The organism is Nocardiopsis sp. NPDC049922, assembly GCF_040660275.1.
GTDB lineage: Bacteria > Actinomycetota > Actinomycetes > Streptosporangiales > Streptosporangiaceae > Nocardiopsis.
The window spans coordinates 80,733-99,658 of the sequence record NZ_JBFAME010000006.1 but is presented as its reverse complement, the minus strand read 5'-3'; the positions used below and the strand labels follow the sequence as shown (position 1 = coordinate 99,658).

Genomic DNA, 18,926 nt, shown 5'->3' with positions numbered 1-18,926 from the left:
GGAACCCCGGCCCCGGACACGACCAGGCCGGACATCCCGGGCTCGACCCGGTCCGACCTCTCGGCCCCGGACACGGCGCCGTCCAGAGCCCCGGACACGACCCCGCCCGACCTCCCGGCCCCGGACACGAACCCGGGCACGGCACGCGTGGTCGGCCTGCGCCTGGTCCGGCTCGACCGGAACACGGCGGAGGTCTCCGTCCTGCGCCAGGTGGTGCTCCGCCACCGCCTGGCTCCCGGCCAGGCTCGGTTCACCGGACTCCCGGTGGAGACCCTGCCGCGCGCCGACGCCGACCCCGCGCGCGTCCCGTTCGCCGTCGTGCGCACCGGCGTCGACCTCACCGATCCCGACACGGCTCGCGACGCCTGCGCCGGTTTCGGGATCATCGACCGCGTCGGCCACCTGCGCGACCTCGTCGACACGCCGGAGCGCGCCGCGCTGCTCCGCGCCTTCTACGTCACCCCCGAGTACCAGGGCCTCGGCGTGGGCCGTACCGCCTGCTCCGCGCCTCTGCTGGACCTGCTCGTGGCCGGGGTCGCTCCCCGCGCCGCCGACATCGTGCTGTGCGTCAACGCGGCCAACGAGGCCGGCCTGCGCACCTACCGGTCGGCCGGATTCACGTCCACGGGCCGCCGCTACCTCGGCGGCCCCAACGGCCCGCAGATCGTGATGTCCCGGCCCGTGCACACGGGAGCCCACGTCCCGCCGCATACCGGTGTGACCGTTCCGCCGCGCCCGGAAACCCACCTCCCACCGCACACCGGTGCGGCCGTCCCACCGCTGACGGCAGACGACGGCCCACCGCGTTCAGAAGTCCATGTCCCACCGCGCACCGGAGCGCCCGTCCCGCCGCGACTGCGGCCCGAACGATCGGAGTAGTCCCGTGACCCGCACACCCCAGGCCATCGCCGAGGAAGCCGCGACCGAACTGCGCTCGCGCACCGGAGTGGACAGCTACGACATCGCCCTGGTCATGGGCTCGGGCTGGGCGTCCGCCGCCGACCTGCTCGGCGAGGCCACCCACGAGATGGCCACCGCCGACCTGCCCGGCTTCCTGCCGCCCGCCGTCGAGGGCCACAGCGGCACCCTGCGCGGGATCCGCGACGGGGACCGGAACCTGCTCGCCTTCCTGGGCCGCACCCACCTGTACGAGGGCCACGGCACCGACGTCGTCGTGCACAACGTGCGCACCGCGGTCGCCGCCGGGGCGAAGACGATCGTGCTCACCAACGCCGCCGGCGCGATCAACCGCGACTACTCCGTCGGCTCTCCGGTGCTCATCGCCGACCACCTGAACCTGACGGCGCGCTCGCCGCTGACCGGCGCCGACTTCGTCGACCTCAGCGAGACCTACGACCCCAAGCTGCGCGCCGCGGCCCGTGAGGTCGACCCCGACCTGCCCGAGGGCGTCTACGCGGCCATGCCCGGTCCGCACTTCGAGACCCCGGCCGAGATCCGCATGCTCCGCGCCATGGGCGCCGACCTCGTGGGCATGTCCACGGTCATGGAGGCCATCGCCGCCCGCGCCGCCGGTGCCCGGGTCCTGGGGATGTCCCTGGTCACCAATGTCGCCGCGGGGCTGGAGGGCGCCAACCTGGACCACGAGGACGTGCTGGCCACCGGGCGCGACGCCGCCGGTACGGTCGGCCGCCTGCTCGCCGACATCGTCGCCCAGCTGTAGCGACGGGGAACACGTACGACCGCCGAAACCTCAGACAGGGCTGGCACCGTCGCCCAACTGTGGCGACGGGGAGCACCGCATGACCGCAGACACCGCCGACACCGCCGACACCGCCGACACCGCCGAGACCGCTGAGACGGCTGAGACCGCCGACATCGTCGCCCAGCCGTAGGGACGGGGAGCACCGCATGACCGCCGAGATCGCCGACACCGCCGACACCGTCGCCCGCGCTCGCCAGTGGCTGGCCGAGGATCCCGACCCCGCCACGCGCGAGGAGTTGGGCGCCCTGTTGGCCCGGGCCGAGTCCGGTGACGCCGCCGCGCTGGACGACCTCGACGACCGCTTCTCCACGCGACTGGAGTTCGGCACCGCCGGACTGCGCGGCGAGCTGGGGGCCGGGCCCAACCGCATGAACCGGGCCGTGGTCATGCGCGCGGCCGCCGGGATCGCGGCGTGGCTGGCCGAGGGGAGCCACGTGGTCATCGGGTACGACGCCCGCCACGGTTCCACGGACTTCGCCGAGGCGAGCGCGGCGGTGCTCACCGGGGCGGGGCACCGGGTGTCGGTGCTGCCGGGGCCCCTGCCCACGCCCGTCCTGGCCTTCTCCGTGCGCGACCTGCACGCCGACGCCGGGATCATGGTCACCGCGAGCCACAACCCGCCGCGGGACAACGGGTACAAGGTCTACGTCGGCGGGACCGGACCCCACGCGGGCGCCCAGATCGTCGCCCCGGTGGACGCCGAGATCTCCGCGGCCATCGACGCGGTCGGCCCGCTCGGCGACCTGCCGCTGGGCCGGGACTGGACGGTCCTGGGGGAGGAGGCGGTCGAGCGCTACCTGGCCGCGGTCACCGCGCTCCCCCTGGGCGGGGACCGCGACCTGGCCATCGCCTACACGCCCATGCACGGCGTGGGCGGCGAGGTGCTGCTGGCGGCCATGGAACGGGCGGGGTTCGCCCGCCCGTCCGTGGTCGACGCCCAGTTCGCCCCCGACCCCGACTTCCCGACCGTGCGGTTCCCCAATCCCGAGGAACCCGGGGCCATGGACCTGGCGGTGGCCGCGGGCCGGGACACGGGGGCGGACCTGGTGCTGGCCAACGACCCCGACGCCGACCGGCTCGCCGTCGCCGTTCCCGGCCACGGGCTGCTGACCGGCAACGAGGTCGGCGGGCTGCTGGCCGAGTACGTGCTCGACCACACCACCGGGGCCGACCGCGTCGTGGCGACCTCGATCGTCTCCTCCAGTCTGCTGGGCAAGATCGCCCGCGACCGGGGGGTTCGGTACGAGGAGACCCTCACCGGGTTCAAGTGGTTGGCCCGGGCCGGGGGGCCGGGAGAGCGGCCGGTCCTGTCCTACGAGGAGGCGCTGGGGTACTGCGTCGGCGGCGACGACGGCCGTCCCGTGGCTGACAAGGACGGCATCGGCGCGGCACTCGTGATGGCGGCGCTCGCGGCCACGGCCAAGCGCGACGGTCGCACGCTGGTGGACCTGTTGGACGACCAGGCGCGCCGCTACGGACTTCACCTGAGCGACCAGCTCTCGGTGCGGGTCGAGGATCTGTCGGTGATCTCGGCGGCGATGCGGCGGCTGCGCGCCGAGCCGCCCGCCGAGTTCGGTCCCCTGAAGGTGTCGGGGGTCGACGACTTCTCCGGGGGGTACGAGGGGCTTCCGCCGACCGACGCCCTGCGCTTCCGGTTGGAGGGCGGCGTCTGGGGGCGGGTGACGTTGCGGCCTTCGGGAACCGAGCCCAAGCTCAAGGCCTACGTCGAGGTGGTCCTGGATGTGGACGGCGATGTCGCTGCCGCCCGTGCGAGGGGATCGGCGCTGCTCGCGGAGCTCGTGGCCGCGGTCGCCGAGGTGGTCGCGGGCTGAGCGGGTTCCTCCGCTCCCGCCCGGGGGATGCTTCCCGCCTGAGGGGCACTTCCCTGCCGAGTGGCGCTTCCCGCCCGGGGGATGCCTTCCGCCCGAGCAGCGCTTCCCTGCCGAGCAGCACTTCCCTGCCGAGTGGCGCTTCCCGACCGAGGGATGCTTCCCGCCTGAGAAGCACCTCCCTTCCGAGTGGCGCTCCTCGTCCGAGAGTCACTCGCTCTCGGGCGGCTCCACGACGGGGCGGTGCACGACCTCGTCGATCACGGTGAGCGTCTGGGTGGCGGTCACACCGGGGAGGGACTGGAGACGGGTGAGGATGAGGTCGCGCAGCTGGTTGGTGTTGGCGACGCGGACGAGGAGGACGATGTCCGCCGACCCCACCACGTACCAGCAGTACTCGATCTCGGGGTAGGAGGACAGGATCTCGCGGTTGGCGCGCCAGTCCGGCTGGCTGCCGGAGATGAGGACGAGCGCGGTGACGCCGAGCCCCATCTTGGAGTGGTCGGTCACCACGGAGTAGCCGCGGATGACGCCCTCGTCGGTGAGCCGCTTGATCCGGTTGTAGGCCGTGGCCCTGGAGACGTTGGCCAGTGCGGCGATCTCGGTGATCCCGGTCCGTGCGTCCTTGGCGAGGGCGCTCAGGATGGTCTGGTCGGTGGAGTCCGGCCGGCGGCCGCCCCTGCGTTGGTCGCCCATCGCCATGTGGGTGCTCCTCATGTGCTCTTGTGTCAGTGTTCGCCGCTTCCGTCAACTTTGACCGGGGCTAACGAACTACCAGGTAAACATCGTTCTCGTCCATTGGGATCTCAGTCCGCGAGATTGGGCGACCGAGGCTGGGCGCCGTCCTCCCGGGAGGGCGATAACCGAGAGGAACGTTCCGGGGGAACCTCTCGCGGGCCCCACGGGGCATGCCCTCGGGGCTGGGGAAGTCCGACTGTACTCAAGGTGGAAGACATCGCTTGGCCGGGGGTTTCCCTGACCCGCGAGTAACTACACCGGCCTCCGGCAAACGTGACAGAACTTCTCCCGAAGTGCGCCTTTATGTTGCTGTTTGTCGTGTTGAATCCGCCCTCCCGCGGCACGTTGTCCACATGTGGCCAGGGGGCTCGGCGGCGGTTCGGTGATCACTCCGGGTGACGATCTCCGTGCGTCAGGTGTTGCCTGTCTCACACCGTGACACGGTCGAGCGATGGTGTCGGGCCCGTCCGCCGCTCCGTGGCGTGGGTCCCGTTCTGAGTCCTGCCTGAGTCCTGTTCGTGGTGTTTCGCGCGGTGTGTCGTTTTCTCACGAGGCCTGGCATCCAGATTAGACGTTCGCGAACATTGAAACCCAAGTCGTGCTCATGTGTATCAACTACGCGTGCGTATCTAGCGAATCTGTCGAGTTGTCCGGAGAATCATGATCAGGATCGTGACCACCCGAGCCCTGGACGCGTCATCACGCGCGGGGCCACGTTGGGAGCCGCTCGCATGCCCGCCCGTCGCCCACCATCGCCCCAGGAGCCGCTTCGCGGGAGAAACGGGGCCGCCGCCCAGCCGTCGTCCTCCCCCATCCCCGAGGGACGGCCTTCGGCCGGGGCCGCTCCGCTCAGTGGGGCCACTCCGCTCAGCGAAGCCGCCCCGCTCAGTGGGGCCGCCCCGCGCCCAGCCCCTCCCACCGACGAGCCGGAGGGCCGGGGACCCGTTACCCAGGGACCCATCCCCCAGGGATCCATCACCGTGGACCACCTCCCGCCCGACCTCGCCCGCGCGCTCTACCGCGACATGCGGACCGCCCGTGACCTGGACGCCGAGGCCGTCGCACTCCAGCGCCAGGGCGTCTTCCCGGCCTACGTGTCCGTGCGCGGGCAGGAGGCCGCCCAGGTCGCCAGCGCCGCCGCGCTGGACTCGGACCGGGACTTCGTCTTCCCCACCTACCGCGAGATGGCCTCCGCCCTGGCCTACGGCGTGGAGATGGTCGGCTACATGGCCACCCACCGCGCCCTGTGGCACGGCGGCCTCTACGACGTCATGGCCTCCCGCTTCGGCGCGATCAACGCCGTGGTCGGCGGGCCCGTCCCGCACGCGGTCGGCTGGGCCGTCGGCGAACGGCTGCGCGGTGACGACGGTGTCGCCCTGGCCTACTTCGGCGACGGGGCCAGCTCCGAGGGCGACGTCCACGAGGCGATGAACTTCGCCGGGGTCATGGCCGCCCCCGTCGTCTTCTTCTGCCAGAACAACCAGTGGGCGCTGTCGGTCCCCAACCACCGCCAGATCGCGGGCGGCTCGGTCTCCGCGCGCGCCGCGGGCTACGGCATGCCCGGTGTGCTCGTCGACGGCAACGACGCGGGCGCCGTGTACCAGGCCACCGCCGACGCCGTCGCACGCGCCCGCCGCGGTGAGGGCCCCACCCTGATCGAGGCGCTCACCTACCGCGTCGAGCCGCACTCCACCTCCGACGACCCCGGCCGTTACCGCGACGAGGCCGACGCCGAGCGGTGGCGCCGCCGCGACCCGCTCGACCTGCTGCGGGCGGCCCTGGTCGAGGCCGGGCACGCCGACGAGGACGAGCTCGCCGAGGTGGACGCCGCCGCCCGCGCCCGTGCCGAGGCCATCCGCGACGGCGTGGCCACCGCGCCCGAACCGGACGGTTCCGAGCTGTTCACGCACGTCTTCCGGGAGACCACCGACGAGCTGACCCGGCAGCGCCGTGTCTGGCAGGAAGAGGTCGAACTATGACCGAGCTGATCGAACGGACCGACGCCCCGGCGAAGGCCACCCCCGTCGAGCTGTCCATGCAGCAGGCGATCAACCGCGCCCTGCGGGTCCTGCTCGCCGAGGACCCCGACGTCCTCGTCTTCGGTGAGGACGTCGGCGCCCTGGGCGGCGTCTTCCGCGTCACCGACGGCCTCCAGAGGGAGTTCGGCGAGCAGCGTGTCTTCGACACCCCCCTGGCCGAGTCCGCGATCATGGGCATGGCGGTCGGCCTGGCCATGAACGGTTGGCGCCCGGTGCCCGAGCTCCAGTTCGACGGCTTCGCGTACCCGGCCATCGACCAGATCGTCAACCAGGTCGCCCGGATGAACTACCGGACCCGGGGGGCCGCACCCATGCCGATCACCCTGCGCCTGCCCTCCTTCGGCGGCATCCAGGCGCCCGAGCACCACGGCGAGAGCCTGGAGGCGCTCTTCGCGCACACGCCCGGGCTCAAGGTGGCCGCCCCCTCCGACGCGGGCGACGCCTACACCCTGCTGCTCCAGTCCGTGCGCTCGGACGACCCTGTCGTGTTCATGGAGCCCAAGGCCCGCTACTGGGACCGCAAGCCCGTCCAGCTCCTGGAGCCCTCCACCCCCATCGGAACCAGTCGCATCGTCCGCCCCGGCCGCCACGCCACGCTCATCGCCTGGGGCGCCATGGTGCACCGCTGCCTCCAGGTCGCCGAGCTCGCGGCCGAGGACGGCGTGGACCTGGAGGTGCTGGACCTGCGCTGGCTCAAGCCGATCGACGCCGCCGGGCTGGCCGCCTCGGTCGCGCGCACCAAGCGCGCCGTCGTGGTCCACGAGGCGCCGCTCACCGCCGGACTGGGCGCGGAGGTGGCCACCCTGGTCACCGAGAACTGCTTCCGCGACCTGGCCGCCCCCGTCCAGCGCGTCACCGGATTCGACGTGCCCTACCCCGCGGGTCCCCTGGAGCCGCAGTACCTGCCGACCATCGACCGCGTCCTGCTCGCGGTGCAACGGACCCTGGAGTACTAGACGACCATGGCTGAGGACAACACCACCTTCACCCTTCCCGACCTCGGCGAGGGACTGGTCGAGGCCACCGTCCTGGAGTGGCAGGTCGCCGTCGGCGACCAGGTCGAGCGCAACGCGCCGCTGGTGGAGGTCGAGACCACCAAGTCCGCCGTCGTCATCCCCTCGCCGACCGCGGGCCGGGTGGTCACCCTGCACGCGGAGGAGAACGAGGTCGTCCCGGTGGGCGCTCCCCTGGTCACGTTCGCCGTCACCTTGAGTGACGACGCACCCCAGGCGGGGATCGTCGGAAAGGTGCCTGCGGAGGAGGCCAGGCCCGCGCGCCGCGTGCGGCTGAAGCCGCCGACGGACTGAGGACCCGCACGTCACGAGGGCCCGTTCGGATGTCGACACAAACGCACTCAGGTTTTCGGCCTGATCGTTTATAGGAACATCTGATTGGGCCCTCGATTTTTCCTGGGTGAAACACCAAGGTCGAAAACGAGGGAAGACCATGACCGCGAATCTGGCCGACGACGTGACAATGCGCTACGTGGATTTGCCCGCGAGCGATCCGGCGGACGCAGTACCAGTCCTTCTTCTCCACGGATTCGGTACGAACTTCGGCATGAATTGGCGCGCCGCCGGATGGCCGCAGGCGCTCGACGGCGCCGGACTGCGCGTCCTGGGGCCGGACCTGCGCGGCCACGGCGGCAGCGACAAGCCGCTCGACGAGGCCTCCTACCTGCCCGAACGCTTCACCGGGGACCTGCTCGGCCTGCTCGACGAGCTGGCGTTCGACCGGGTCGACGTGGTCGGCTACTCCATGGGCTCCCGCCTCGCCTGGGACCTGGCCCTGACCGCCCCCGACCGGGTGCGCCGCGCCGTCCTGGGCGGGTTCGGGCCGGTCAACGCCTTCGCCGAGGCCGACCTGTCCTCTCCCGGCGCCGGCGACACCCCCTTCGACCACGTCTTCCGGACGGTCGCCGCCCTCCCGGGCAACGACGCGACCGCGCTGGCCGCCTGCGCCCGAGGTCAGGCCGCCCGCCCCTTCGCCGCCGAGCCCCGGCCCGTCGGCGTGCCCCTCCTGCTCGTCTCCGGCGCCCGGGATACGCTCGCGACGGGAGCCGAGGACCTCGCGGCCCGCTGCGGCGGAGCGCACGTCGAGATCCCGGGGCGGGACCACGCCAACGCGGTGTCCTCGCGGATCTTCAAGCAGGCCGTGGTGGACTTCCTGGTTGGGTAGTCCGGTCTAGACCGGTTGGCCCCGCAGGTGCCGCGCCGCACCGCCCGCGGGGTCGCGTGACGCTCGGTGTCCGGTCGGGAGCGGGGCGTCAAAAAGGCCCTCCCCGCTGGAGAATCAGAGGTCGGATAAGGAGGAACGGGAATCCGGTCGGCGCCGCACGGCGCCGGATCGGCAAGTGTCAAGTCAGCCGCCGCGTCACTCAGCTCTCGCCTTTATAACAACTCAGTCCGTCCGTCACGTGTACTTTCCGCCAGCGGATATTGTCCGGCAACAGAAGTCAGGTCGGTTCGCGTGAATGCGGGCCGGAGGGCGAAGGGGAGAGTTACCAAGTGAAGCGCAGCAACGCGGTCAGATTCGCCGCCGCAGCGGCGGCGGGTGCGCTGGCCCTCACCGCGTGTGACAACGCGACCGACACCGCCGACGAGGGTTCCGGCGGTGAGGCGACCTCCGACGTCCGCGTGGGCCTCGCCTACGACGTCGGCGGTCGTGGCGACCGCTCGTTCAACGACTCGGCCTACCGCGGTCTGACCCAGGCCGCGGACTCGCTGGGCGTGGAGACGCGCGACTTCGAGCCCGCCGACGGCGAGCCCGAGTCCGCCAAGGAGGAGCGCCTGGCCACCATGGCCGAGGAGGGCTTCGACGTCGTCATCGCCGTCGGGTTCGCCTACGCCGAGTCCGTCCAGGCGGTCGCCGAGGAGTACCCGGACGTCCACTTCGCCATCGTGGACTCCGAGATCGACGGCGTCCACAACGTCACCAGCCTGGTCTTCGCCGAGGAGCAGGCCTCCTTCCTGGCCGGCGCCGCCGCGGCGCTGGCCACCGAGGAGGACCACGTCGGCTTCATCGGCGGTGTCGAGACCCCGCTGATCCACAAGTTCCAGGCCGGGTTCGAGGCCGGTGTCGCGCAGGTCGACGACTCCATCGAGGTCGAGGTCGACTACATCAGCCAGCCGCCGGACTTCAGCGGCTTCAGCGACCCCGCCGCGGGCCGCGAGACCGCCCAGGCCCAGTACGACCGCGGCGCGGACGTCATCTACCACGCCGCCGGCGCCTCCGGCAACGGTGTCCTCCAGGCGGCCGTGGAGAACGACTTCCTGTTCATCGGCGTCGACAGCGACCAGTACGAGAACGCCGAGGACGACCAGAAGCCGTACGTGCTCACCTCCGCCATCAAGCAGGTGGACGTGGCCGTGTTCGAGCTGATCGCGGACGCCGTCGAGGGCGACGTCCAGGGCGGCATCCAGCGCTTCGACCTCGCCTCGGGCGGCGTGGACTACACGAAGTCCAACGAGGAGCTCATCGAGCCGCTGGTCGAGGACCTGGACGGGTACCGGCAGCAGATCATCGACGGCGAGATCGAGGTCCCGACCGAGCCGTAACCAGGCCGCGTCACGGGCCCGTCCCGTGGCACCGCACCGGAGGCGGCACCGGCGCGCGGAGGACCCGCGCCCGGTGCCGCTGCCGGTTGCCGCTTCGCGACGACGGCGTTCGGGGGCCGACACCCGGCCCCGCGCCCCGCCGCCAGTTTCACGAGGAGACAGATGAGCAGCACGTCATCGGGCGGCGGGTCGACCCACACCCCCGCCGTCGAGCTGCACGGGATCACCAAGCGTTTTCCCGGAGTCGTGGCCAACCACGACATCGACATCACCGTGGCTCCCGGTACCGTGCACGCCATCGTCGGCGAGAACGGTGCGGGCAAGTCCACGCTGATGAAGACCCTGTACGGGATGCACCGCCCCGACGAGGGCACGATCCACGTCAGGGGCAGGGAGGTCCGCTTCCACTCGCCCTCCGACGCCATCCGCCACGGCATCGGCATGGTGCACCAGCACTTCATGCTCGCGGACAACCTCACCGTCCTGGAGAACGTGGTCCTGGGCGCCGAACGCCGCCACGGCATCGGCAAACGGGCCCGCGCCGCGATCCAGAAGCTGTCCGCCCAGTACGGCCTGGGGATCGACCCCGACCGCCTGATGGAGGACCTGGGCGTCGGCGACCGCCAGCGCGTGGAGATCCTCAAGGTGCTCTACCGCGGCGCCCAGACGATCATCCTCGACGAGCCCACGGCCGTCCTGGTCCCGCAGGAGGTCGACGAGCTCTTCGACAACCTGCGCGAGCTCAAGCGCGAGGGTCTGACCGTCATCTTCATCTCGCACAAGCTCGACGAGGTGCTGTCCGTCGCCGACGACATCACCGTGATCCGCCGCGGAACCACGGTGGCCACCGCCGACCCGAGCACCACCACCGCCCGGGAACTGGCCACGCTCATGGTCGGCGGCGAACTGCCCGTGCCCGAGCTGCGCGAGTCCACCGTCACCGACCACGTCGTGCTCTCGCTCGACGGGGTCACCGTCCGCTCCGCCGAGGGCCGTCCGGTCGTGGACGACGTCAGCGTCGACATCCACCAGGGCGAGATCGTCGGCATCGCCGGTGTCGAGGGCAACGGCCAGTCCGAGCTGATCGAGGCGATCATGGGCATGCGCCACCTCGCCTCGGGCCGCATCCACCTGGAGAGCCAGGACGTCACCGGCTGGTCGACGCTGCGCATCCGCGAGGCGGGGGTCGGCTACATCCCCGAGGACCGCCACCGGCACGGCGTGCTGCTGGAGTCCCCCCTGTGGGAGAACCGCATCCTGGGTCACCAGACCAAGGAGCCCAGCGTGCGCGGTCCCTGGATCAACAGGGTGGGGGCGCGCGCCGACTCCGAGCGCATCGTCGCCGAGTACGACGTGCGCACGCCGGGCATCGACGTCATCGCCGACGCCCTGTCCGGCGGCAACCAGCAGAAGTTCATCATCGGCCGGGAGATGAGCGGGTCGCCGCGCTTCCTGGTCGCCGCGCACCCCACGCGCGGTGTGGACGTGGGCGCCCAGTCGGCCATCTGGGAGCAGCTGCGCGAGGCCCGTGCCGCCGGTCTCGCGGTGCTGCTGATCTCCGCCGACCTGGACGAGCTGATCGGCATGTCCGACACCATCCACGTGATCCTGCGCGGCCGCCTGGTCGCGCAGGCCGACCCGACCACCGTCACCCCCGAACAGCTGGGCTCGGCCATGACCGGCGCCGGGCTGCGCGCGGGCGGCGGTTCCACGGAGAGTGACAGCGGTGCTGAGGGAACTGACCGTGCCGACGAGGACGGGGGCGAGTCGTGAAGACCTCTTCTGACAACCGACGCCCGCTCCCCGGACCCGCGGCCTTCGCCATCGCGGTGGTGCTGGGCGCGGGGGTCACGTTCGCCCTCGACCTGGCGCTGCTGTGGTGGGCGGCGCTGATCATCGGCGTCACCGCGGCCTTCGCCTTCGTGGCCGTGACCGCGCGGATCGTTCCGCCCGAGCCCCGGGTCGCGGCGGCGGGCACGGAGGAGAAGGGCACCACCCTGCACAACACCCTGGTGGTGCCGACGGCCCTGGTGCTGTCGGTCGTCGCCGGGCTGCTGTCGGCGTGGCTGCTGGACCTCCAGCTGATCGAGCCGGTCGCCGCCGCCGTCGGCGCCGTCATCGGCTCCGCCCTGACCTTCCTGCTGTTCCACCGCCTGTCGGCGCTGCTGGCGCTGTCCTTCGCCGCGGTGTTCGCCGCCGGGCTGATCGCGATCGCGGTGACCGCGCTCGTCCTGGTCCTCAGCGGCATCGCGCCGATGGCGACGTTCTCCCGCATGCTGGAGTACGGCACCCGCCCGGACAGCATGGTGCAGATCATCAACGACAGCACCACCTACTACCTGGCCGCGGTGGCCGTGGCGATCGGCTTCAAGATGAAGCTGTTCAACATCGGCGTCGACGGCCAGTACCGCCTGGCGGCCCTGCTGTCGGCCGCGGTGGGCGGCTACCTCATCCTGCCGCCGCCGTTCAGCCAGATCCTCATGATCGTGGTGGCCGTGGCCGTGGGCGGCGCCTGGGCCGGCATCGCCGGGTACCTCAAGGTCGCCCGCGGCGTGTCCGAGGTGATCTCCACGATCATGCTCAACGCGATCGCCACCGGCATCACCGCCTACCTGCTGAGCACCGACCGCCTCGCGGTCCAGATCAGCACCAACAACATCGGCACCCCGCCGCTGCCCGAGTCGTCGTGGGTTCCCGGGATCCCGGCGGGCTTCCTCGGCTCGGACCGGGAGATCTTCGGCCTGGTGTTCCTGGCCGTCGCGGTCGGCGTCGGCTACTCGGTGATGCTCAACCGCACCCGCTTCGGCTTCGAGCTGCGGGCCACCGGCCAGTCGCAGTCGGCGGCCGAGGCCAGCGGCATCAACGTCAAGAAGATGGTGTTCCTGTCCATGCTCTTCTCGGGCATGGTCGCGGGACTGGTGGGCCTGCCCCAGCTGCTCGGGAACGCGCACTACTACGCGCTGGACTTCCCCACCGGCATCGGCTTCATCGGCATCGCCATCGCCCTGCTGGGTCGCAACCACCCGGTGGGGATCGTCTTCGCCGCCCTGTTCTGGTCGTTCCTGACCCAGGCGGCGAACATCCTGCCCTTCGACAACATCCCGCAGGAGATCGCGGTCATCGCGCAGGCCACCATCGTGCTCACGGTCGTCGTGGTCTACGAGGTCGTGCACCGGTGGGGCCGTCGTTACCAGCAGCAGCAGATCGGCAAGCAGCTCGGCGCCACGACCGTGGTCGCCGAACCCGTGGGCGCCGCGCCCACCTCCGGCGGTGAGGGCGGGACCGGCCCGAAGACCGACGGCGAACGCGGCGGGGAGGCACAGTGAGCCAGGAACTCAACGTCACGGAGGCGGTGCACGAGTCGCCGTTCCGTCCCAGGGGATGGGCCAGGTGGCGCTTCCTCACCCTGACCTGCGCGGTGTTCGTGGCCCTGTCCGGGCTGCGGGTCATCACGGGCCAGGACATGCTCACCGACGCGGGCACGATCAACACCACGCTCGCCTTCGCGGTGCCGATCGGCCTGGCCGGTCTGGGCGGTCTGTGGGCGGAGCGCTCCGGCATCATCAACATCGGCCTCGAGGGCATGATGATCCTGGGGACCTGGTTCGGGGCCTACTTCGCGTGGTCCTTCGACAACCCCTGGATCGGCCTGATGGCGGGTGTCATCGGCGGCATGCTGGGCGGTCTGCTGCACGCGGTGGCGACGGTGACCTTCGCGGTCGACCACATCGTCTCCGGTGTCGCGATCAACATCCTCGCGCTCGGCGCGATGCGGTACATGTCGATCCTGCTCTACTCGGACGTGCCCGGCGCGGGCGCGGCCCAGTCGCCGACCACGCCGTCCTTCCCGACTCTGAACCTGCCGTGGCTGCCGGGAGCGCTGGAGCCCGTCGCCGACAGCGGGATCTTCCTGGTCGGCGACCTGGCGTCGCTGGTGATCGGACTGACCACGCGGATGTCGGCGCTGACCCTCATCGCGCTGCTGATGATCCCGGTGACCTACCTGGTGCTGTGGCGGAGCAGGTTCGGGCTGCGGCTGCGCTCGGTCGGTGAGAACCCCGACGCCGCGGAGTCCCTGGGCGTGCCGGTGTACAGCTTCAAGTACATCGCCGTGGTCATCTCGGGCGGCCTGGCGGGCATGGGCGGTGTGTTCCTCGCGATCGTCGCGTCCAACATCTACCAGGAGGGGCAGACCGGCGGCCGCGGGTACATCGGTCTGGCCGCGATGATCTTCGGCAACTGGCGGCCGGGCGGCCTGGCCATGGGCGCCGGACTGTTCGGCTACACCGACGCACTCCAGGTGCGCGGCGGCGGCGCGGCGATCCACGCCCTGCTGCTGCTCCTGGCGGTGGCGCTGCTGGCGGTCGCGGTCTGGCAGGTGCGCAGTGACCGCAAGGGCCTGGCCATCGCCGGCGCCGTGGCCGGTCTGCTGCTGCTCGTGTGGTACTTCACCACCGACTCCCTGCCCCGCGAGCTGGCGACCTACAGCCCGCACATCGCGACGCTGCTCGTGCTGTCGCTGGCCTCGCAGAGTCTGCGGCCACCCGCGGGCATCGGCAAGCAGTGGAGGGCGAGCCGGTCATGACGGACGCACCCCTGGACCCGGAGTCCGTCGACTGGGCGGCGCTGCGCGCGGTCGCCCGGCAGGCCATGGGCCACGCCTACGCGCCCTACTCGCAGTACCCGGTGGGTGCGGCTGCCCTGGTCGACGACGGCCGGGTCGTCAGCGGCTGCAACGTGGAGAACGCCTCCTACGGGCTCGCGCTGTGCGCCGAGTGCGGTCTGGTCAGCGCGCTGCACGCCTCCGGCGGGGGCCGCCTGACCGCGTTCAGCTGCGTGGACGGCCGGGGGGAGACCCTCATGCCGTGCGGGCGCTGCCGACAGCTGCTGTACGAGCACGGCGGGCCGCACCTGCTGGTCGACACCCCCGAGGGGGTCCTGACCATGGACCAGGTGCTCCCGCAGGCCTTCGGGCCGCACGACCTTGTGAAGTGACCGGGACGTCTCCCCGGCGCCGGACCTCCGGTGCCGGGGAGACGCCTTTTCAGCCGCGGTTCCGCGAAGAAGGGGAACACGACATGGACGTCATCGAGATCATCAGGGCCAAGCGGGACGGCGCGGAGCTCACGTCCGAGCAGATCGACTGGGTGATCGACGCCTACACCCGGGGCGAGATCGCCGAGGAGCAGATGTCCGCGCTGGCCATGGCGGTCTTCCTGCGCGGGATGAACCGCGGGGAGGTGAGCCGGTGGACCGAGGCGATGCTCGCGTCCGGCGACCGGCTGGACTTCTCCGACCTCGCGCGGCCCACCACGGACAAGCACTCGACCGGCGGCGTGGGGGACAAGATCACGCTGCCGCTGACCCCGACCGTGGCCGCGTGCGGGGCGGCCGTGCCGCAGCTGTCCGGGCGCGGGCTCGGGCACACGGGCGGCACGCTCGACAAGCTGGAGTCGATCCCGGGGTGGCGGGCCTCGCTCAGCACCGACGAGATGCGCGCGGTGCTCTCCTCGACGGGCGGCGTCATCTGCGCGGCCGGGCCCGGGCTCGCGCCCGCCGACCGGAAGCTGTACGCGCTGCGCGACGTGACCGGGACCGTGGAGTCGATCCCGATGATCTCCGCGTCGATCATGAGCAAGAAGCTCGCCGAGGGGACGGGTTCGCTCGTCCTGGACGTCAAGGTGGGTTCCGGCGCGTTCATGAAGGACGTCGACTCGGCCCGGGAACTGGCGCGCACGATGGTGGACATCGGTAACGACCACGGGGTGCGCACGGTCGCGCTGCTCACCGACATGGAGACGCCGCTGGGCCGTCAGGTCGGCAACGCGCTGGAGGTGGCCGAGGCGGTCGAGGTGCTCTCCGGCGGCGGTCCGGCCGACGTGGTGGAGCTGACCGTGGCGCTGGCCCGGGAGATGCTGGCCGCCGCCGGGCTCAGGCCCGGGGAGGACGGGGTCAAGGACCCGGCCGAGGCGCTCAGGGACGGGAGCGCGCTGGCGTCGTGGAAGGAGATCATCCGGGCGCAGGGCGGCGACCCGGACGCGCCGCTGCCGGTGGCCGCCGAGACACGGGTGGTGCTCGCGCCCGCGTCGGGGACGCTCACCCGGCTGGACGCCTATCCGGTGGGGCTGGCCGCGTGGCGGCTCGGCGCCGGTCGCGCCCGCAAGGAGGACGCGGTGTCCTTCGGCGCGGGCGTGACGCTGCACGCCAAGCCGGGGGAGACGGTCACGGCGGGCGAGCCGCTGTTCACCCTGCACGCGGACGAGGCCGAGCGGTTCGAGCGGGCGGCCGAGGCCCTGGAGGGGGCGTTCGAGATCGAGCCGGACGCGGAGTACGAGCCGCGGCCCCTGGTGATCGAGCGGGTGGCCTGACCTTCCGCTGACACGGCGAAGGGCCGCACCGGATGTTTGGGTTCCGGTGCGGCCCTTCGTGCGTGTGGGGGGTTACAGGAGACCCGCGACGAGGTGGTGGACGCCCGCTCCGGCCAGGGTTCCGGCCAGGGCGGTCAGGGCGTGGACCGCCAGGAGCGGGAGGAGGCGTCTGGGCGGCTTGCGGTGACGGCTGCGACGGCGGGGGAGGGGCGGACGGTTGGGGGACCCGGGGCGGGGGTCGTGGTCGGGGGCGCTGCGCGGGCGGGGGATCGGGAGCGGCGCCGGAGGGTTCGGCGGGCGTCGGCGCGGTTCGTCCATCCAGGCGGGGAGGACGCCGTGCTCCCGCCGGTAGCGGACACGGGGGTTGTCGCGCATCTGCGCCAGGAGGAGCCGCTGCCGGTCGGCGGGGGCGGCGGTGGCGGCGGTCGGCCGGGCGAACCGACGGCCGTGCGGGGCGTCCAGGACGGCGCGGATGCGGTCGGTGTCGGTCATCGGTCCGCCTCAGCGCTCGGGTAGGCGAACTCGGCCCAGAGGGCGGTGGACAGGAGGGAGCCGTCCGGCGTGTCCACGGCTCGCGAGGTGCCCCACTCGGTGGCCAGGCGGTGGATGAGGAGGAGGCCCCGGCCGCGCTCGGCCAGCGGGCAGCCGTGCGGGGTGCGCGGGGCGGGGATGCGCGGGTCGCGTTTTGGTCCGTCGTCGATGAGCGAGAGCCGCAGGGTGGTCTCGTGCCTGGTCACGACGGGCGTGGACAGGAAGCGCATGACCCGTCCGCCCGGGTGGCCGGAGCGCGAGTGGTCGCAGGCGTTCGCGAAGGCTTCGCTGGCGCAGAGGGTGATGTCGTCGGCCAGGTCGGGCGTGATCCCGGCCAGGGTGGCGAGGTCGTCCCGGAGGTCGGCGCGCAGCCGGGCGGCCATGGAGGCCAGGCCGGGGTAGGTGCGGGCCGCCCAGCGTCGCCCTGGGTAGGCGGGGATGGGTGTTTGCGGCATGATGGCCATGTTGGTTCTTCCTCGCGGTAGGGATCGAAGTACTGACCGTGCTCCGGGGGTGCTGAGAACACCCGCCGGAGCCTTGTCGTGTGCGGCCACGGTGGTTGGTGCCCACGCCGGAGGCAGCGCTGTGCCGCGTCCCCCGGAAACTCGGAGAACCGTTGCCGCTACGTCTAGGGTGATGCACGAGACCCAGAAAATCCATGTGTTGCAAAAAAGTGGTCACGTATATCCGATAAGTCTTGTTTGCATCCACTGGGATAATGGGGAGAGATCCACGACATGAGCGAGGAGACAGCCGTGGCCCAGGGCTCACCCGTCCGGCGTCGTCATCTGGTCAGTCAGCTCAAACGGCTTCGAGCCCAAGCGAAGCTGTCACAGAATGAGGTCTCGAAGCGGATGGGGTGGGACCCCGGCAAGATCATCCGGATAGAGACGGGCAGGTTCATCCGCCTGAACTCCGCTGACGTCTCCGAGCTGTGCCGACTCTACGGATCTACGGACGAACTGCGCGAGGACCTGGTGGAGATCGCCAAGGCGTCGCGCAAACAGAAGCCCTGGTGGTTCCAGTACCAGGACGTTGGAGTAGGGGCGTTCTACGGTCTGGAACACGAAGCCGCGAAGATCCAGGAGTACACGGTCGGGCTGATTCCCGGACTGCTCCAACATCAGGACTACATCGAGGCCATGATGGGGAGGGGGTTCGTCCCGGATGAGGCGGAACGGACGCGGCGTGTCGAGGCTCGTCGTCAGCGCCGCGCGAACGTGTTGGAGCGTGCGGAACCCCCACGGATCTGGATGATTCTGGATGAGTCGTGTCTGCGTTGCGTCATCGGTGGACCGGGAGCGATGGCCACCCAGCTCGATTACCTCGTTGCCCTCGCCGACCGCCCATCGATCAATCTCCAGGTGCTGCCCGCGTCCGTCGGCATGTCCAGGAACTACGGCTTCTCCCTGCTGACCTTCGACGAGAGCGACCGGGCGCTGTTCGTGGACGTTCCGCCGAACGGAATGTTCTTCGAGGACCAGGTGGACATTCTGGAGCACGAGATAGCGTTTGATCAGCTACAGGCGTCCGCGCTCTCCACGGCGGAGTCGCGGAGCTTCCTCCAGGCGCTGTTCACTGACTACAAGAGGCAGTCATGACCCCGAGCACGACCACAGTCGAGACCTTCGTCCCCACCAGCCCCTGGCACAAGGCGAGCTACACGAACGATCGGGGGGCGTGCGTGGAGGTCTCGGAGGGTCCGGTGACCGGTGTCCGGGACACGAAGCACCGTGATCTGGGCGCTTTGTTCTTCGGTCCCGACGAGTGGGCCGCATTCGTCGATGCGGCGCGCTCCCGATGACCGACGTGGCGCTTCGCCACTTACCTGAGCAGAGACAAGGAATGATCCTGTGAATGCATCATGCTCCGTGCCCCCAGGCACACTCTTTCGAAAGTCCAGCTACTCCCAGAGTGAAGCCGCCTGCGTAGAGGTGGCCGACTGGACGAGCGGGTCCGCCTGGCACACGGCCACGTACAGCGCTGACCAGACCGCGTGCGTCGAAGTCTCGGAGGGGCTGATCACCGGTCTGCGTGACTCGAAGCACCGCGATCTGGGAGCGCTGTTCTTCGGTGCCGTGGAGTGGCAGGCCTTCCTCGACGCCGCCAAGTAGCAGAGCCGAGGGGCGGTCGGTGCCGCC

General features: G+C 71.2%; 18 protein-coding genes and 1 pseudogene. 16 read left to right on the top strand and 3 right to left on the bottom strand.

Annotation, left to right across the window (positions count from 1 at the left end; translation table 11 throughout):
* Positions 1 to 147: 147 nt before the first annotated feature.
* The 3 genes and pseudogenes from AB0I72_RS13270 to AB0I72_RS13260 all read left to right on the top strand — a co-directional run.
* Positions 148 to 699, top strand: a pseudogene (locus AB0I72_RS13270) (GNAT family N-acetyltransferase); the annotation flags it as partial.
* Between the two features lie 184 nt (positions 700 to 883).
* A complete protein-coding gene (locus AB0I72_RS13265; protein ID WP_358566917.1) occupies positions 884 to 1,681 on the top strand; it encodes a purine-nucleoside phosphorylase in 798 nt (265 codons plus the stop codon).
* 188 nt (positions 1,682 to 1,869) lie between these two features.
* Positions 1,870 to 3,555 (top strand): phospho-sugar mutase, encoded by a 1,686-nt coding sequence (locus AB0I72_RS13260; RefSeq protein WP_358566915.1) that lies wholly within the window; start codon positions 1,870 to 1,872, stop codon positions 3,553 to 3,555.
* Positions 3,556 to 3,762: 207 nt separating this feature from the next.
* Here the strand turns inward: AB0I72_RS13260 and AB0I72_RS13255 are convergent, their stop codons facing one another.
* Entirely contained in the window at positions 3,763 to 4,254 is a 492-nt protein-coding gene (locus AB0I72_RS13255) for an Lrp/AsnC family transcriptional regulator (RefSeq protein WP_358567581.1), read from the bottom strand.
* 1,016 nt (positions 4,255 to 5,270) lie between these two features.
* On the opposite strand from AB0I72_RS13255, the gene AB0I72_RS13250 reads away from it, so the two are divergent.
* The 10 genes from AB0I72_RS13250 (at position 5,271) to AB0I72_RS13205 (ending at position 16,254) form a co-directional block, all read left to right on the top strand.
* Positions 5,271 to 6,269, top strand: a complete 999-nt coding sequence (locus tag AB0I72_RS13250) for a thiamine pyrophosphate-dependent enzyme (RefSeq protein WP_358566913.1) — start codon at positions 5,271 to 5,273, stop codon at positions 6,267 to 6,269.
* Entirely contained in the window at positions 6,266 to 7,285 is a 1,020-nt protein-coding gene (locus tag AB0I72_RS13245) for an alpha-ketoacid dehydrogenase subunit beta (RefSeq protein ID WP_358566911.1), read from the top strand. Before AB0I72_RS13250 ends, AB0I72_RS13245 begins: the two co-directional genes overlap by 4 nt.
* A 6-nt stretch (positions 7,286 to 7,291) precedes the next feature.
* Positions 7,292 to 7,636 carry a biotin/lipoyl-containing protein gene (locus AB0I72_RS13240; protein ID WP_358566908.1) on the top strand — a complete coding sequence of 115 codons (345 nt, stop codon included), beginning with the start codon at positions 7,292 to 7,294 and terminating at the stop codon, positions 7,634 to 7,636.
* A 139-nt stretch (positions 7,637 to 7,775) separates the two neighbouring features.
* The gene (locus AB0I72_RS13235; RefSeq protein ID WP_358566905.1) at positions 7,776 to 8,507 is read left to right on the top strand and encodes an alpha/beta fold hydrolase; all 732 of its coding nucleotides are present in this window, start codon (positions 7,776 to 7,778) and stop codon (positions 8,505 to 8,507) included.
* Positions 8,508 to 8,836: 329 nt separating this feature from the next.
* On the top strand, positions 8,837 to 9,886 hold the full coding sequence (locus AB0I72_RS13230; RefSeq protein WP_358566902.1) for a BMP family ABC transporter substrate-binding protein: 1,050 nt from the start codon (positions 8,837 to 8,839) through the stop codon (positions 9,884 to 9,886).
* A 162-nt stretch (positions 9,887 to 10,048) separates the two neighbouring features.
* Complete coding sequence (locus AB0I72_RS13225) at positions 10,049 to 11,659, top strand: ABC transporter ATP-binding protein (protein ID WP_358566899.1); 1,611 nt, start codon at positions 10,049 to 10,051, stop codon at positions 11,657 to 11,659.
* Positions 11,656 to 13,212: an ABC transporter permease gene (locus AB0I72_RS13220; RefSeq protein ID WP_358566896.1), complete on the top strand. Its 1,557-nt coding sequence runs from the start codon at positions 11,656 to 11,658 to the stop codon at positions 13,210 to 13,212. The genes AB0I72_RS13225 and AB0I72_RS13220 overlap by 4 nt, the downstream gene beginning before the upstream one ends.
* The gene (locus AB0I72_RS13215; protein WP_358566893.1) at positions 13,209 to 14,471 is read left to right on the top strand and encodes an ABC transporter permease; all 1,263 of its coding nucleotides are present in this window, start codon (positions 13,209 to 13,211) and stop codon (positions 14,469 to 14,471) included. Before AB0I72_RS13220 ends, AB0I72_RS13215 begins: the two co-directional genes overlap by 4 nt.
* Positions 14,450 to 14,881 (top strand): cytidine deaminase, encoded by a 432-nt coding sequence (locus tag AB0I72_RS13210; RefSeq protein ID WP_358566890.1) that lies wholly within the window; start codon positions 14,450 to 14,452, stop codon positions 14,879 to 14,881. Before AB0I72_RS13215 ends, AB0I72_RS13210 begins: the two co-directional genes overlap by 22 nt.
* 83 nt (positions 14,882 to 14,964) lie before the next feature.
* Positions 14,965 to 16,254, top strand: coding sequence for a thymidine phosphorylase (locus AB0I72_RS13205; RefSeq protein WP_358566887.1), 1,290 nt, complete (start codon positions 14,965 to 14,967; stop codon positions 16,252 to 16,254).
* 72 nt (positions 16,255 to 16,326) lie between these two features.
* Here AB0I72_RS13205 and AB0I72_RS13200 read toward each other — a convergent pair whose 3' ends face one another.
* Complete coding sequence (locus tag AB0I72_RS13200; protein ID WP_358566884.1) at positions 16,327 to 16,746, bottom strand: hypothetical protein; 420 nt, start codon at positions 16,744 to 16,746, stop codon at positions 16,327 to 16,329.
* Positions 16,743 to 17,249 carry an ATP-binding protein gene (locus AB0I72_RS13195; protein WP_358566882.1) on the bottom strand — a complete coding sequence of 169 codons (507 nt, stop codon included), beginning with the start codon at positions 17,247 to 17,249 and terminating at the stop codon, positions 16,743 to 16,745. The genes AB0I72_RS13200 and AB0I72_RS13195 overlap by 4 nt, the downstream gene beginning before the upstream one ends.
* Positions 17,250 to 17,522: 273 nt before the next feature.
* Between AB0I72_RS13195 and AB0I72_RS13190 the strand changes: the two genes are divergently transcribed.
* The 3 genes from AB0I72_RS13190 to AB0I72_RS13180 are packed head-to-tail and all read left to right on the top strand — an operon-like array spanning position 17,523 to position 18,899.
* Positions 17,523 to 18,386, top strand: coding sequence for a helix-turn-helix transcriptional regulator (locus tag AB0I72_RS13190; RefSeq protein WP_358566879.1), 864 nt, complete (start codon positions 17,523 to 17,525; stop codon positions 18,384 to 18,386).
* Positions 18,383 to 18,589, top strand: a complete 207-nt coding sequence (locus tag AB0I72_RS13185) for a DUF397 domain-containing protein (RefSeq protein ID WP_358566877.1) — start codon at positions 18,383 to 18,385, stop codon at positions 18,587 to 18,589. The genes AB0I72_RS13190 and AB0I72_RS13185 overlap by 4 nt, the downstream gene beginning before the upstream one ends.
* 49 nt (positions 18,590 to 18,638) lie before the next feature.
* Positions 18,639 to 18,899, top strand: a complete 261-nt coding sequence (locus AB0I72_RS13180; protein WP_358566874.1) for a DUF397 domain-containing protein — start codon at positions 18,639 to 18,641, stop codon at positions 18,897 to 18,899.
* The last annotated feature ends 27 nt before the right edge of the window (positions 18,900 to 18,926 follow it).